At 53.0% G+C, this 15,337-nt stretch carries 13 protein-coding genes; 1 reads left to right on the forward strand and 12 read right to left on the reverse strand.

What is annotated here, in order from left to right:
- Window positions 1-111: 111 nt before the first annotated feature.
- The 12 genes from KTQ90_RS08450 to KTQ90_RS08505 all read right to left on the reverse strand — a co-directional run bounded on the left by KTQ90_RS08450 (window position 112) and on the right by KTQ90_RS08505 (window position 14,266).
- Window positions 112-2,595 carry a transglycosylase domain-containing protein gene (locus KTQ90_RS08450; RefSeq protein ID WP_217318049.1) on the reverse strand — a complete coding sequence of 828 codons (2,484 nt, stop codon included), beginning with the start codon at window positions 2,593-2,595 and terminating at the stop codon, window positions 112-114.
- Window positions 2,596-2,690: 95 nt separating this feature from the next.
- The gene (gene miaA / locus KTQ90_RS08455; RefSeq protein ID WP_217318050.1) at window positions 2,691-3,599 is read right to left on the reverse strand and encodes a tRNA (adenosine(37)-N6)-dimethylallyltransferase MiaA; all 909 of its coding nucleotides are present in this window, start codon (window positions 3,597-3,599) and stop codon (window positions 2,691-2,693) included.
- 120 nt (window positions 3,600-3,719) lie between these two features.
- Window positions 3,720-4,490, reverse strand: a complete 771-nt coding sequence (lpxA, locus tag KTQ90_RS08460) for an acyl-ACP--UDP-N-acetylglucosamine O-acyltransferase (protein WP_217318052.1) — start codon at window positions 4,488-4,490, stop codon at window positions 3,720-3,722.
- Between the two features lie 78 nt (window positions 4,491-4,568).
- Window positions 4,569-5,954 (reverse strand): bifunctional UDP-3-O-[3-hydroxymyristoyl] N-acetylglucosamine deacetylase/3-hydroxyacyl-ACP dehydratase, encoded by a 1,386-nt coding sequence (locus tag KTQ90_RS08465; RefSeq protein ID WP_022158137.1) that lies wholly within the window; start codon window positions 5,952-5,954, stop codon window positions 4,569-4,571.
- An 18-nt stretch (window positions 5,955-5,972) separates the two neighbouring features.
- Entirely contained in the window at window positions 5,973-7,010 is a 1,038-nt protein-coding gene (gene lpxD / locus KTQ90_RS08470; RefSeq protein ID WP_217318053.1) for a UDP-3-O-(3-hydroxymyristoyl)glucosamine N-acyltransferase, read from the reverse strand.
- Window positions 7,011-7,173: 163 nt separating this feature from the next.
- Window positions 7,174-8,001 (reverse strand): orotidine-5'-phosphate decarboxylase, encoded by an 828-nt coding sequence (gene pyrF / locus KTQ90_RS08475; protein ID WP_217318055.1) that lies wholly within the window; start codon window positions 7,999-8,001, stop codon window positions 7,174-7,176.
- An 86-nt stretch (window positions 8,002-8,087) separates the two neighbouring features.
- Complete coding sequence (prfA, locus tag KTQ90_RS08480) at window positions 8,088-9,200, reverse strand: peptide chain release factor 1 (RefSeq protein ID WP_217318056.1); 1,113 nt, start codon at window positions 9,198-9,200, stop codon at window positions 8,088-8,090.
- 137 nt (window positions 9,201-9,337) lie between these two features.
- A complete protein-coding gene (locus KTQ90_RS08485; protein WP_217318074.1) occupies window positions 9,338-10,486 on the reverse strand; it encodes an AIR synthase-related protein in 1,149 nt (382 codons plus the stop codon).
- A 144-nt stretch (window positions 10,487-10,630) separates the two neighbouring features.
- The gene (locus KTQ90_RS08490) at window positions 10,631-11,377 is read right to left on the reverse strand and encodes a shikimate dehydrogenase family protein (RefSeq protein ID WP_217318057.1); all 747 of its coding nucleotides are present in this window, start codon (window positions 11,375-11,377) and stop codon (window positions 10,631-10,633) included.
- Between the two features lie 90 nt (window positions 11,378-11,467).
- Window positions 11,468-12,205 carry a bifunctional demethylmenaquinone methyltransferase/2-methoxy-6-polyprenyl-1,4-benzoquinol methylase UbiE gene (gene ubiE, locus KTQ90_RS08495; protein WP_217318058.1) on the reverse strand — a complete coding sequence of 246 codons (738 nt, stop codon included), beginning with the start codon at window positions 12,203-12,205 and terminating at the stop codon, window positions 11,468-11,470.
- A gap of 147 nt (window positions 12,206-12,352) precedes the next feature.
- Window positions 12,353-13,303 (reverse strand): phosphoribosylaminoimidazolesuccinocarboxamide synthase, encoded by a 951-nt coding sequence (locus KTQ90_RS08500; protein WP_022158130.1) that lies wholly within the window; start codon window positions 13,301-13,303, stop codon window positions 12,353-12,355.
- Between the two features lie 9 nt (window positions 13,304-13,312).
- Window positions 13,313-14,266 (reverse strand): PhoH family protein, encoded by a 954-nt coding sequence (locus KTQ90_RS08505; RefSeq protein WP_217318059.1) that lies wholly within the window; start codon window positions 14,264-14,266, stop codon window positions 13,313-13,315.
- Between the two features lie 125 nt (window positions 14,267-14,391).
- On the opposite strand from KTQ90_RS08505, the gene KTQ90_RS08510 reads away from it, so the two are divergent.
- Window positions 14,392-15,258: a DUF5715 family protein gene (locus KTQ90_RS08510; protein ID WP_407936613.1), complete on the forward strand. Its 867-nt coding sequence runs from the start codon at window positions 14,392-14,394 to the stop codon at window positions 15,256-15,258.
- Window positions 15,259-15,337 lie beyond the last annotated feature (79 nt).

Raw genomic sequence — 15,337 nt, forward strand, 5'->3', positions numbered from 1 at the left:
AAGTGTCAGCCCTAATTTATTTTGTATGAAAAGTTTTAGCGGACAGCAATAATATTTTTATAACTTTTGTGTCCTTTATAGTTTTACCGGACAGCAATATATTGATATGGATTAGAGGTCGTCGAAGTTGACGGCTTCCTCCTTAGGGCGCTTGTGTGTGCTGGGCTGTTCTGACGAACCTTCCTTTGCAGGTTCGGTAGCTTTGTGGTGTTCTATTGGTGCGCCATTCTCGTCGAGCACTATCTCCTCCTCAACATGTATGCTGTCGGAGTGTGAAGAGTCAGTCTTCTCGCGAGTGTAGTAGCTCTGGCAGTTGTACATCGACGAGGTGATGTCGGCATCCTTCGGCTTGCCGAACTTCACGCGATACTTGGCGAACGCAGGGTCGTTAAGCACAGACTCGATGAAGAGTCCGCAGATAGGTAGAGCGGTGCGCGAACCCTGTCCGAGAGCGCCGGTGCGGAAGTGGATGCAGCGGTATTCGCCGCCTACCCATGCGCCTACGACGAGCTTCGGGCTGACGCCCATGAACCATGCGTCGGAGTGGTTGTTGGATGTACCGGTCTTGCCGCCCCAGTCGGTGTCGCGGAATTTGCCCACATATCCGTTGAGGCTCATTGATGTGCCGCCCGGTTCGCTTGTGCCGCCCATGAGGAGCTGCTGCATGAGGAACGCACTCTTATAAGGTATCACCTGCTCCTCGTTCATCGGCGCACGGTATACCTCCTTGCCGTTGCGGTCGACGATGCGCGTAACGAGAACGCGCTTCACGTACTTGCCGTCGTTGGCTACGGTGCTATAGGCGTTGGCAAGCTCGAGCAGGTTGATGTCGCTCGAACCGAGGGCGAGCGCCGGAGTCTCGTCGAGCGGACTCTCGATGCCCATCTTATGCGCCGTCTCGGCGATGCGCGTGATGCCCATCTCCTGTCCGAGGCGCACGGCGATAGAGTTGATGCTTCGTGCGAAGGCAGCCTTCAGCGGTATAGAGTCGCCGGTGAAGTAGCCGTTGGCGTTGGTAGGCGCCCAGGTCACCTCCTCGTTATGCTTCTTGTCGAACACCTGCATAGAGAAGTATTCGTCGCGACGCTTGTCGCACGGCGTGAGTCCCTGATTCATAGCCTCGGTGTAGACGAAGAGCTTGAACGTAGAGCCCGGCTGGCGCATTGCCGTCACCTTGTCGTACTTCCACGACTTGAAGTCGATGTCGCCCACCCATGCCTTCACGGCGCCGGTCTGCGGCTCCATAGCCACGAACGAGCAGTGCATGAAGTGAACCATGTAGCGGATAGAGTCCATTGTAGACATCTCCTTCTCTATTGTGCCGTGCTCGTAGTCGAAGAGCTTCACCTTGTGCGGGCGGTTGAGGTAGTACTCGATGGAGTCGGGGTTGTTCGGGAAGCGTGTAAGCAGATACTTGTATACGGGCTGGCGCTTGGCTATGCCCTCGATGAAGCCCGGGATGACGTTGTGATTCTCGTCCTGCCACGGGTCTTGATTACCCCAGTGGTTGTTGAAGTTGCGCTGCACCTGCTTCATCTGCTTTATGGCAGCCTCCTCGGCGTATTTCTGCATACGCGAGTCGATGGTGGTGTATATCTTCAGACCGGAGGTGTAGAGATCGTAGTCGTTGTCGCGGCACCATGTGCGCAGCTCGTCGGCAACAGCCTCGCGGAAGTAGAGCGCCGTGCCGTCGTAGTTGCTCTCAACGCTGTAGTTGAGCTTGATGTCTATCTTGGAGATAGAGTCGTAGTCGGCGTGTGTCATGTCGCCGTGGCGTACCATGTTGCTGAGCACAACGTTGCGGCGGCGCAGCGAGTTCTCGGGGTTGGTAAGCGGGTTGTAGTAGGTTGTGGCCTTCAGCATGCCCACGAGCACAGCCGCCTGCTCAACGGTGAGATCCTTCGGCGAGCAGTTGAAGTAGGTCTTCGCTGCGGTCTTGATGCCGAAGGCGTTGCTACCGAAGTCGACGGTGTTGGCGTACATGGTGAGAATCTCGTTCTTGTTGTGCGTCATCTCGAGCTTGGTGGCTATGATCCACTCCTTCGACTTGACGATGAGCATGCGCACACCTGGAATCATGCCGAGCAGACCGGTAGAGTAGTTGGTGCGCATGCGGAACATGTTCTTGGCAAGCTGCTGCGTGATGGTAGAGGCGCCGCGTGCGTCGTGATGCACCACAGCGTCCTTCACAGCGCTGGCAAGACCTTTGTAGTCGATGCCGTGATGGCTGTAGAAGCGCTCGTCCTCGGTAGCGATGAGAGCCTTCCAGAAGACGGGGTTCACGTCCTCGAACTTCACCGGTGTGCGGTTCTCGTTGAAGTATTTGCCGATGAGCACACCGTCGTCGCTGTATATCTCCGACGCCTCACTGGTTACGGCATCCTTGATGGCGATGAAGCCCGGCGACTTGCCGAAGAGCCACAGGAGGTTGATGTCGACAGCTCCGAGGTAGAGGAAGAAGGCAACGATGCACGAAGCTATGCCTATGAGTGTCTTGGCGTACCATTTGCGGCCTCGGTAGAGGTTGCGGTACCAATGGCAGAAAGTGCGTGCCTTCTGCAGACACCAGGTGAGAATCAGCTTTACTTTTTTCATCTTATTGTTATTTTTCAAGTTGCCGCATGCCGATGACATGCCGCCGGTTTATTAATTGATTTATAGTTATGAATATGCAAAAGTACATATTTTGCTTAACCTACGAGACTTGTATCAATGAAATTTATGATTTCTTTAATGTTATCGGGGCAGAACCAGTGGATAGAAGCGTCGCGCTTGAACCATGTCTGCTGCTTGCGGCAGTAGCGGCGACTGTTGCTCTGTATCTTGAAGATGCACTCGTCGAGGGTGGTGAGTCCGTCGAGATACTCGAACATCTCCTTGTAGCCCACGGTGTTCAGGGCGTTCTCCGAGCGCTGCGGGTATACGGCAAGCGCCTCCTGCTCGAGTCCGGCGTCAATCATGTCGAGAACGCGCGCGTTGATGCGGTCGTAGAGCACGTCGCGTGGTCGGGTCAAGCCAATCTTTATGATGTTGAACGGGCGCTCCTTGCGTTCGCTCTTGCGAAACGAGGTGTAGGTCTGGCCGGTGCAGTGGCATATCTCGAGTGCATGCACTACGCGGCGTGGGTTGTTGCGGTCGACAATCGCCCAGTGCTCGGGGTCGAGCAGCTTCAGTTCGGCAACGAGTCGCTCAAGTCCCTCGTCGGCAAGTCGCTGCTTCATCCATTCGCGCGTCTCGTCGTCGACGGTGGGTATGTCGTCGATGCCGTTGCACACGGCGTCGATGTACATCATCGAGCCGCCCGTGAGCAGCGCCCTGTCGTAGCGCTCGAAGAGGTCGGCGGTGAGCAGCTGCATCACATCACTCTCGTACATCGACGCACTATAGTAGTCGCCGATGTGGTGGGTGCCAACGAAGTAGTGAGGCACTCGGGCGCGCTGTGCGGCGGTGGGTGCGGCGGTGCCTATGGGTATCTCCTCGAATATCTGTCGGGAGTCGGCGTTGATGATTGGTATGTTGAGGTGCTCGGCCACTTGCAGGCACAGTTCTGTCTTGCCTACGCCCGTCGGACCGAGTATTACTATCAGTGTTTTTGCCATATAATATACGGAAACAAAAAAAGAGACAATAGCGGCAACGCAGTATCTTGTAAGCTGCATTGTCTCTATTGTCTCTATTATCTCTATTTCTTGAAAACAGTAGTGTTTTTTTGATGATGTCTATCGGATGATTCCGCGCTGTGAAGTCTCTACGAAGTTGAGGATGTATTCCACTTCCTTTGTCATAGGCAATGTCTTGCGTACCTCCTCGATGCCTTCCTTCAGTGTGCCAGTGTTGTAGAGCAGGCGGTAGGTGTTGTGGATGAGGTCGATCTGCTCCTTGCTGAATCCGCGGCGGCGCAGACCTACGATGTTCAGACCGCAATACTTCAGCGGGTCGCGACCGGCAATGATGTACGGAGGAATGTCCATCGGAGAGCGCGAACCGCCCTGCACCATTACGTAGCCGCCGATGTGGCAGAACTGGTGAACGAGAACGCAACCAGAGAGGATGGCGTTGTCGTCGATGACTACCTCGCCGGCAAGCTTTGTAGAGTTGCCGATAATCAGTCCGCTACCGAGCACGCAATCGTGTCCTACGTGCATGTTCTCCATCAGAAGGTTGTTGGAGCCGATAACGGTCTTGCCTTTCGACGCTGTACCGCGCGAGATTGTTACGTTCTCGCGGATAGAGTTGTTGTCGCCGACAACGCAGGTTGTCTCCTCGCCACGGAACTTGAGGTCTTGCGGCTTTGTAGAGATGCTTGCGCCGGGGAAGAACTCGTTGTTGCTGCCGATGCGTGCACCTACATGGATGGTTACACTGTTCTGCATTACGTTGTTGTCGCCGATTTCTACATTACGGTCGATGTAGCAGAACGGGCCGATGATGTTGTTATCGCCAAGCTTTGCTTCGGGATGTACGTATGCTAAAGGACTGATTTGATTCATCTTGATTATATTTTATGGAGATGTGCCAAAATGAAGTTACACGTGGCAGACTCCCTTTTGACACATCTTCTTTACTGTTTACTTGTTCTTTACAATCTGTGCTGTGAATGTAGCCTCCGAAACGACGTGGTCGCCTACGAACACGTAGCCCTTCATTGACGAGATGCCATGGCGCAACGGCGCAAGCAGGTCGACCTTGAAGAGAAGTGTGTCGCCCGGAACAACCTTCTGGCGGAACTTCACGTCGTCTATCTTCATGAAGTAAGTAGACCAGCGCTCAGGCTCTTCGAGAGTGTTGAGCACCAGCAGACCGCCGCACTGAGCCATCGCCTCAATCTGAAGCACGCCCGGCATGACAGGTTCCTGCGGGAAGTGGCCTACGAAGAACGGCTCGTTGGCTGTGACGTTCTTCACGCCTACGATGCTTGTGGCGCCGAGGCTTATCACCTTGTCAACAAGCTGCATAGGATAGCGATGGGGGAGAAGCTCGCGGATGCGGATGTTGTCCATCAGCGGTTCCTCGTTCGGGTCGTATATCGGTGCCTGAATCTCGTGCTTGCGAATCTCGCGGCGCATGAGACGTGCAAACTTGTTGTTAATGGTGTGACCGGGGCGTGTGGCGATGATGCGGCCCTTGATAGGCTTGCCGATGAGAGCCATGTCGCCGATTACGTCGAGCAACTTGTGGCGTGTGCACTCGTTGTCCCAAACAAGCGGCTTGTGCTGTATGTAGCCAAGCTCAGTAGCGTCGCGACGCTCTACGTGAATCATGTCTGCAAGCGAGTCGAGACGCTCCTGTGTGGTCTGCATCTCGTAGATGACGATGGCGTTGTCGAGGTCGCCGCCCTTGATGAGGTTGGCCTTCAACAGTGGCTCGATGTCGCGTACGAATACGAATGTACGTGCCGGAGCGATGTCGGTGCCGAACTTGTCGATGCGGTCGAGTGTGGCAAACTGTGAGCTGACGAATTTGGAGTTGAACGAGCACATTGCTGTGAGCGAGAACTCCTCGTCGGGGAGGATGGTGATGCAAGAACCGGTCTCCTCGTCCTTCACCTCAATCTTGTGGCGGATGATATACCAGTCCTTAGGAGCGTTCTGCTCCTCAATGCCCACCTCGTTGATCTTGTCAACGTACAGAGCTGCACTACCGTCGAGGATAGGGAACTCGGGGCCGTTCACCTGGATGAGACAGTTGTCGATGCCCATAGCGTAGAGGGCAGCCATACCGTGCTCAATGGTAGACACGCGCATATCGCCTTTACCCAAAACGGTGCCACGTTGTGTGTCAATTACGTTCTCAGCGATTGCCTGAATTGTAGGCATACCGTCGAGGTCGATGCGCTGTATTTTATAGCCAGTGTTCTCAGGGGCAGGGTTGAATGTCACGGTGAGACTCAAACCGGTGTGCAGGCCTTTGCCGCACAAAGAGAAACTGCCTTTAAGTGTCTTTTGTTTTGACATTATTATATTGTTTGTTGTTTATTTATCGTTGTTCTTGAGCGACTCCATCTCTTTTTTCAGGTCGTTCAAGTCCTTGTACATATCAGGCAGACGACGGAAGATAGCCTGCGACTTGAAGTACTGGCGCAGTGGCATCGGCGGTGTGCCGATGAGTTCTTCGTTGCCTTTCAAGTTGCCCGGTACACCCGACTGTGCTCCGAGAAGGGTGCGGTCGCCGATTGTGATGTGGCCTGCCAAGCCTACCTGGCCGCCGAACATACACCATGAACCTACCTTTGTGCTGCCTGCAATGCCTACCTGAGCCGACATCACGGTGTTCTCGCCAATCTCCACGTTGTGGGCAACCTGCACGAGGTTGTCGAGCTTAACGCCCTTGCGGATGAAGGTAGAACCCATTGTCGAACGGTCTACACAGGTGTTAGCGCCGATCTCAACATTGTCCTCGATGGTCACGATGCCAATCTGCGGTATCTTGTCGTAGCCTTCTGCGTTAGGAGCAAAGCCGAATCCGTCAGAACCGATTACGCTGCCAGCGTGAAGAGTTACGTTGTTGCCGAGCTTACAGCCCTGATAGATGGTCGTGTTAGGGTAGATGAGGCAGTTGTCGCCCATCTTCACGTTGTCGCCGATTACGGCGTGAGGATAGATCTGGCAGTTGTCGCCTACAACGGCGTTGTCGCCGATGCATGCAAACGGACCCACATAGCAGTCCTTGCCGAGCTTTGCAGTCGGCGAAACGTATGCCTGCGGAGCAACGCCAGTCTTCTTCGGCTTGCTTGCTTCATAGATTTGGAGCAGCTTGGCAATACACTCGTATGCGTTGTCAACACGTATGAGTGTGGCTTGAACGGGGTGCTCAAGCTCTACATCGTTGTTGACAATCACTACCGACGACTTGGTGTCGTAGATGTAGTGGGTGTATTTCGGGTTTGAAAGGAATGAGATGGCGCCTTCTACACCTTCTTCTATCTTTGAGAAGGTGTTGATTTTCGCATCTTTGTTGCCTTCTACGCGACCGCCAATCACGCTCGCTATCTGTTCTGCTGTAAATTCCATTTCTGTTTTTTCTATGTTATTCTTGCAAATATATAGATGATAGTTGTCTATAGATGTTGCAAATGTAAGAAAATTAATTTACATTATGCTTTTTAACAATACATATTTATCAATTTTGTCTGAAAATACGTCAGTTTTTACGAAAAAAGCCCGATGTGAGGCTTTAAATGCCGTATTTTTTCAGCTCAGCGTCCATCTGCATCTGCAGTTCCTTTGCCTTCTCTGCAGCAACGGTTGCGAAGTCTTCGCCATTAGAAGCGTAGATGATTCCGCGAGAGCTGTTGACGAGAAGTCCGCAGTCGGCGTTCATGCCGTACTTGCATACTTCCTCAAGCGAACCGCCCTGAGCACCAACGCCAGGAACGAGCAGGAAGTGGTCGGGAACTATCTTGCGGATATCCTCGAACATGCGGCCCTGTGTAGCTCCGACAACGTACATCATGTTCTCCTTGTCGCCCCACTGCTGAGATGTGCGCAGCACTTTCTCGAACAGACGCTCACCGTTCTTGTCTTCTGTGAGCTGGAAGTCGTGGCTGCCCTTGTTGCTGGTGAGAGCGAGCAGGATAACCCACTTGTCCTTGTAGCCGAGGAACGGCGTAACGCTGTCTTCGCCCATGTACGGAGCCACGGTGAGCGAGTCTACGTCGTACTCGTCGAAGAATGTGCGAGCGTACATTGCGCTTGTGTTGCCGATGTCGCCGCGCTTTGCGTCAGCCACGATGAAGTGGTTGGGGTAGTTCTCCTTCAGATACTTGATTGTCTTCTCGAAAGAGATGAGACCCTTCACGCCGAATGCCTCGTAGAAAGCGAGGTTTGGCTTGTAAGAAACGCAGTAGGGGGCTGTTGCGTCGATGATTGCCTTGTTGAAGGCGAAGATCGGGTCTTCCTCGTTGAGGATATGCTGCGGCACCTTCTTCAAGTCGGTGTCAAGACCTACACAGAGGAACGAGCGCTTTGTCTTTATCTGGCTTACTAATTCTGATCTGTTCATAACGATTGGTTTTACAAATTGATTATACAATAAGTTTTATAAACTGATGCTAAAAAATAGATATAATTGCTTTTGGTTGCAACCGATTACAATTCGTTCTCCTTCATCTTCTCCGCATTCTCAGCTACGGTGAGTGCGTCGATCATCTGCTGGATGTTGCCGCCCATGAAGCCGGGAAGGTCGTATACGGTCATGCCGATGCGATGGTCGGTTACACGGCCCTGCGGGAAGTTGTATGTACGAATCTTTGCCGAGCGGTCGCCGGTAGAGACGAGAGTCTTGCGGCGGTTTGCAATGTCGTCGACATACTTCTGGTGCTCCTTATCATATATATATGTACGCAGACGTGCAAGAGCTCTTTCCTTGTTCTTAGGCTGGTCGCGGGTCTCGGTACACTCGATGAGGATTTCCTCAACCTCTCCGGTGTTCGGGTTCTTCCACATATAGCGGGCACGCACACCCGACTCCACCTTGTTCACGTTCTGTCCGCCAGCACCTGAAGAACGGAATGTATCCCACTTGATTTCGCCCTCGTTGATATTAACCTCGAACGGGTCTGCCTCAGGAAGAACGGCTACGGTAGCAGCAGAAGTCTGCATGCGTCCGTTTGATTCGGTAACAGGCACACGCTGTACGCGGTGAACGCCCGACTCATACTTCAATGTGCCGTATACGTTGTCGCCGCTTACAGCGAAGCAGATTTCCTTGAAGCCGCCGACAGCGCCTTCGCTCTCGCTTGTTACAGACACTGTCCAGCCTTTCGACTCGCAGTATTTCTTGTACATCATGAAAATCTCGCCGGCAAAGAGACAAGCCTCGTCGCCACCGGTACCGGCGCGAATCTCCATCTGTACGTTCTTTGCGTCCTCGGGGTCCTTCGGCACAAGAGCAATCTTTATTTCTTCCTCAAGTTTTGGCTGGAGCTCTTCGTTTACGGCGAGTTCCTCACGCGCCATCTCTTTCATCTCCGCATCCTGCTCGTTCATGATGATATCCTTTGCCTCAGCGATGCCGTTAAGACAATTGATATACTTCTGACGGAGCTTCATAATGTCTTCAAGATCCTTGTACTCCTTTGTCAGTTTCACGTAGCGCTGTTGGTCGGCGATTACAGAAGGGTCGGTGATGAGGGTTGATACTTCCTCATAGCGTGCCTCAAGTCCGTCGAGTTTTTCTAATATGTTATTGTTTTCTGCCATTTGTCAAATTTAATGTTGTTATGGTGTGGGGTGTGGGGTGAGATGTTGTGATGTTGAGGTGGTGAGGTTTGTAATGTTGAGGTGTTGTGATGTTGAGATATGTCACCATCTCACCATCTCACCACCTCACCATCTTATTAATACTCGAACTCTCCGTATTCAGACTTAATGAGGAGTGAGCGTTTGCCCTCTTCGATGCGTCCTACGATCTGTGCGTCGATGTTGAAGCTCTTGCTGATAGCGATAACCTTCTCTGCAACCTCCGGACGTACGTAAATCTCCATGCGGTGACCCATGTTGAATACCTTGTACATCTCCTTCCAGTCGGTGTGGCTCTGCTCCTGAATGAGGCGGAACAACGGCGGAATTGGGAACATGTTATCCTTGATTACGCGGCAGTTCTCGCCAACGAAGTGCAGCACCTTTGTCTGTGCGCCGCCGGTGCAGTGAACCATACCGTGTATTTCTGGACGCAGCTCGTCGAGCAGGCGCTTGATAACCGGAGCGTATGTACGTGTCGGTGAGAGAACAAGCTGTCCGGCTGTTACAGGTGCGCCTTCCACCTTGTCGTCCAGACGGCAGCCACCGCTGTATACGAGTTCTTCAGGCACAGCGTGGTCGTAGCTTTCCGGATACTTCTCTGCGAGGTACTTTGAGAACACGTCGTGGCGTGCGCTGGTGAGTCCGTTAGAACCCATACCGCCGTTGTACTGCTTCTCGTATGTAGCCTGACCGAATGAAGCCAGACCCACGATAACGTCGCCCGGACGGATGTTAGCGTTGTCGATTACGTCGCTGCGCTTCATGCGGCAGGTAACTGTAGAGTCGACGATGATAGTGCGCACGAGGTCGCCAACGTCGGCTGTCTCACCGCCGGTAGCGTAAACGCCTACGCCCATCTTGCGCAGATCCTCGAGCAGTTCGTCTGTGCCGTTGATAACAGCCGAGATAACCTCACCCGGGATAACCATTTTGTTGCGTCCGATAGTGCTTGAAACGAGGATGTTGTCAACGGCGCCCACGCAGAGCAGGTCGTCGGTGTTCATCACGATAGCGTCCTGAGCCACGCCTTTCCATACGCTGAGGTCGCCGGTTTCCTTCCAGTACATGTAGGCGAGCGACGACTTGGTGCCAGCACCGTCGGCGTGCATGATGTTGCAGTATTCGGGGTCGCCGCCGAGGATATCGGGGATTATTTTGCAGAAAGCCTGCGGATAGAGACCCTTGTCGATGTTCTTGATGGCGTTGTGTACGTCTTCTTTAGCTGCGCTTACGCCGCGCATCATGTATCTGTTAGATGTGTCCATATTATGAGTTTTTATTTTTGATTTCTGAGTTTTGAGTTGTTGTCTGCGGCAATATATAATATAATCAGATGGCAATATATAATATAATCCTGCGGCAATACAATATAATAAGGTAGGGTGTCTTTATTTGTCGCTGTGCCAGAAGTCCCAGCTTGCGAAAGCCTGCAACAGCAGCATCTCCAGTCCGTTCTTGGTGTTGGCGCCATAGCGTGCGCCCTTCTTCATGAACAGCGTCTCGTCCGGATTGTAGATGAGGTCGTAGAGTATGGTGTGGCAGTCCATAGCCTCGTACGGCAGGTCGGGGCAGGTGTCAGCTTTCGGGTACATGCCCAGCGGAGTGCAGTTGACGATGACGTTGTACTCCTTTATCAGTTCCGGCGTCACCTCCTGGTATGTTATGCAGCCAGGCTTCTTCGTGCGGCTCACGAACAGCGTCTCGAGTCCGAGCGACTTGAGTCCGTAGTTGATGGCGAGCGATGCGCCACCCGTGCCGAGTATGAGTGCTTTCTTATGGCAAGGTTCGAGCATTGTCTCGATGCTACGTGTGAAACCGATTACGTCGCTGTTGAATCCCTTCAGTATCACGTTCTTGTTTTTGTGCGTCACGCGTATCACGTTGACAGCACCTATGGCGCGTGCTTCCGGACTAAGCTCGTCGAGGTAGGGTATCACCTGCTGCTTGTATGGGATAGTCACGTTGAGTCCGCGCAGCTCCGGGTTTGAAGCGAGAATCTCCTTCAAGTCTTCTATCTGCGGAATCTCATAGTTTATGTAGCGCGCTTTGATGCCTTCGTTTGCGAACTTCTCGTTGAAGTAGCTGATGGAGAAGGAATGTCCCAGTGGGAAACCGATTAAACCGTACTTGTCCATAGTGTGAATGTTGATGTTGAGATGTTGAGGTGTTGATGGGGTGATGGGTGATGGGGTGAGATGTTGATGGGTTGAGGTGTTGAGATATCTCTATTTTGTAGCGAGATATAGCGTGCAGATGCCGAGCGTCAATCGCTTGAATGTAGCTTCGGCGAAGCCCGCTGCCTTCAGTATCCCCACCATTCGTTCGCCTTGCGGGAACGCCTCGATAGTAGCCGTGAGGTACGAGTAAGCCACTCTGTCGCCCGAGATGAGACGTCCGTATATGGGCAGCACCGTGTGCGAGTAGACCTTGAACAGTTGCTTCATCGGGAACATCACAGGCGATGTCAGTTCTACGATGCAGAGATGTCCGCCCGGTTTCAGCACGCGGCACATCTCGCGCAGTCCCTGGTCGAGGTTCTGGAAGTTACGAATGCCGAACGCCGCAGTTACGGCGTCGAACGTGTTGTCTTCGAACGAGAGCGCCATGCAGTCTTCCTTGGCGAACGATATCACGCTGTCGAGCTTCAGCGCCTTCACCTTCTGTCTGCCCACATTCATCATTCCCTCGCTGATGTCGGTGCCGGTCACTTGCTTCGGCTGCAGCGTCTGTGCCGCCTGTATGGCGAAGTCGCCCGTGCCAGTAGCGATGTCGAGAATGCTTTGCGGCTTGTAAGGCTTCAGTCGGTTGAGAGCTCTCTTTCGCCACAGCTTGTCAATGTTCCACGACAGGCGGTGGTTGAGCTTGTCATACGAGTGTGCGATGTTGTCGAACATCTGTTCCACCTGCGCGCCCTTCTCCTCTTTGTCGTTGTAGGGCTTTATCTTTTCCTGTCTGTAAACCATTGTCTTTATTTGTTTTCTTTGTTCTTTCCGTGACCCTATTAGGTGCGGTTTCTCATATATGTATATATAATAATGTAGGGTGTAGAATATCAGATGTCGCAGGAATTTGTTTCCCGACATCAGATATTCTGCACCCGTTATGCGTTGCTACTTGCGTGTAGCGAGGTAGTCAGCCACGTTCTTCTCGATGCGTGCTGCGATGTCGCCCTCTTCTACGTTCTTGTCGAACTTCTCGCCTGTGATATGCTCGTAGAGTTCGATGTAGCGCTCGCTCACGCTCTCTGCATATTCGTCGGTGATTTCGGGCATTGTCTGTCCGGGTTCGTTCATGAAGTTGTGTTCGATGAGCCACTGGCGTACGAACTCCTTAGAGAGCTGCTTCTGCGGCAGGCCCTTCTCAAACTTCTCCTCGTATCCGTCAGCGTAGAAGTAGCGTGATGAGTCGGGAGTGTGAATCTCGTCGATGAGATATACCTTGCCGTCGCGCTTGCCGAACTCGTACTTTGTGTCTACGAGGATCAGTCCGCGCTGAGCAGCCATCTCCTGACCGCGCTGGAAGATGCGGCGTGTGTAGTCCTCCATTACAGCATAGTCCTCAGCACTTACGATGCCCTGAGCGATGATTTCCTCCTTAGAGATGTTGAGGTCGTGTCCCTCGTCTGCCTTAGTTGTCGGAGTGATGATAGGCTCCGGGAAACGCTGATTCTCCTTCATACCCTCCGGCAGCTTCACGCCGCAGAGTTCGCGGCATCCGTCTTTGTATGCGCGCCATGCCGAGCCTGTAAGGATAGAGCGGATGATCATTTCAACGCGGAAACCCTCGCATTTCAAACCTACTGTTACCATCGGGTCTGGTGTGGCGAGCTTCCAGTTGGGGCAGATGTCTGTAGTGGCATCAAGGAACTTGGCTGCAATCTGGTTCAGAACCTGTCCTTTGAACGGAATACCCTTCGGCAGGATAACGTCAAACGCAGAGATTCTGTCTGTTGCTACCATTACAATCACGTCGTCGTTGATGTCATACACGTCGCGAACTTTTCCGTGATACACGTTTTTCTGACCTTCGAAATGAAAATCGGTCTTTGTAAGTGCTTTCATAACTGTTTTTTAATTTTGAGTTTTTTCGTGAGCGTCGTGAGCGTCGTAAGCATTCACGATGCGCGTCACAAGCTTATGTCTTACGATGTCTTTCTGTCCGAGTTGTACGAAGCCGATGCCCTCCACGTCCTTCAGTATGTCGAGCGCCTCGGTGAGTCCGCTCTTCTGTCCGCGCGGCAGGTCTATCTGCGTCATGTCGCCGGTGATAATCATCTTCGTGTTCCATCCCATTCGTGTGAGGAACATTCGTATCTGTGCCGGTGTAGTGTTCTGCGCCTCGTCGAGTATCACCACAGCGTCGCTGAGTGTGCGTCCTCGCATGAAGGCGAGCGGAGCAATCTGTATTACGTTCTTCTCCATCATGTCCTGCAGCTTCACGGCGGGCAGCATGTCTTCGAGCGCGTCGTAGAGCGGCTGTAGGTACGGGTCTATCTTGTCCTTCATGTCGCCTGGCAGGAAGCCGAGCTTCTCGCCAGCCTCCACAGCCGGACGCGAGAGTATTATCTTGCGTATGGTCTTCTCTTTCAGTGCGCGCACTGCCAGAGCTATGCTGAGGTATGTCTTTCCCGTTCCGGCGGGGCCGGTGGCGAAAATCATGTCGTTCTTCTCGTATGCGTCCACCAACTGCTGCTGGTTCTCGCTCTTGCACTTTATCGGCTTTCCCGAAATGTTGTACACGATGACGCCCTTCACGCTGTCGGCCTTTGTCTGCTTGCCCTTGATGATGTCGAGAATGTCCTCGTCGTTGATGTTGTTGAACTTCAGCACATGTCGGCGCATCTTCTCCACATTCTCCTCGAAGGCAGCCATCTCTTCTTCGTCGCCCAGCACGCGTATCACGTTGTCGCGTGCCACTATGCGCAGCTTCGGGTAGAGCGACTTTATTATCTGCAGATGCCCGTTGCCCACACCGTAGAATACTACGGGGTCGATATCCTCTAATATGATATGTCTTTCTATCAAAATATTCAGTCTACTATTTTGGATGCAAAGTTAATGAAAATACAAGACAATACAAAACAAACAACAATAAAAACAAGAGCACATGTTTTGTATTGTCCTCGATTTTGTCTAAATTTGCATCCATTATGATGAAAATTTCTCCTAAAAGATATACGCAGGCGTTCGGCGTGGCTGTTGTTTTGCTCGCCATGCTGCGCTGCACCAATCCCGAACTGGCGTTTGCGCCAGCAGAAAAGTATGTAAGTCAGGCCGACAGCGCAGTCGTTGCCGACAGCTTGGCTGCCTCCGACTCGCTCCGAACAGAACTGGCTGCACAGTCGGCTGCCATCTCCCGAAAGGAGGTGGCGAGCGTGCCCGCGGCAGCGCCCAAGCCATTGGGTCGCCCGTCGCGCTTCTTCGCTGCCGACGGCACTCCCGTGAAGAACCGCATATACAGCGTGCCTCACTTCGGCAACACGTTCCCCGATCAGAACGATGTGCAGCTCGTGGCTGCCGCGCGCTACGGCGTGAAGGCGGTTGTTGACCGTGCCGATGCCGAGCACCGCAAGTCGGAACTGGTGTACGTGGGCAGCAATCCGTTCTACCACATCGACAGTCGTATGCGCAGCAGCATACCTTATCTCGTGCCGCGTGCCGCCATATTGCTTCAGGACATAGGCCGTAGCTTCTTCGACAGCTTGCAGACCAAGCAGATTCCGCTGCATAAGGTGATCGTTACGTCGGTGTTGCGCAGCAAAGCGGACGTGGAGAAGTTGCGTCGCCGCAACTCTAACGCCACCGAGAACTCGTGCCATCTCTACGGCACTACGTTCGACATCTGCTACAACCGCTACCACACCGTGGAGGACCCCGACGGACCGCGCCGCCGACAGGTGCGCAACGACTCGCTGAAGTGGGTGCTCTCTGAGGTGTTGCGCGATATGCGCGAGCAGAAGCGATGCCTCGTGAAGTACGAGGTGAAGCAGGGATGCTTCCACATCACGGTGAATTGAGATGGTGAGGTGTTGAGATGGTGAGGTGGTGATGTGTTGACATTTGTGTAGGAGGGTATGGTATCCTGCCATACCCACG

It is taken from the genome of Leyella stercorea, assembly GCF_019052365.1.
Taxonomy (GTDB): Bacteria; Bacteroidota; Bacteroidia; order Bacteroidales; family Bacteroidaceae; genus Prevotella.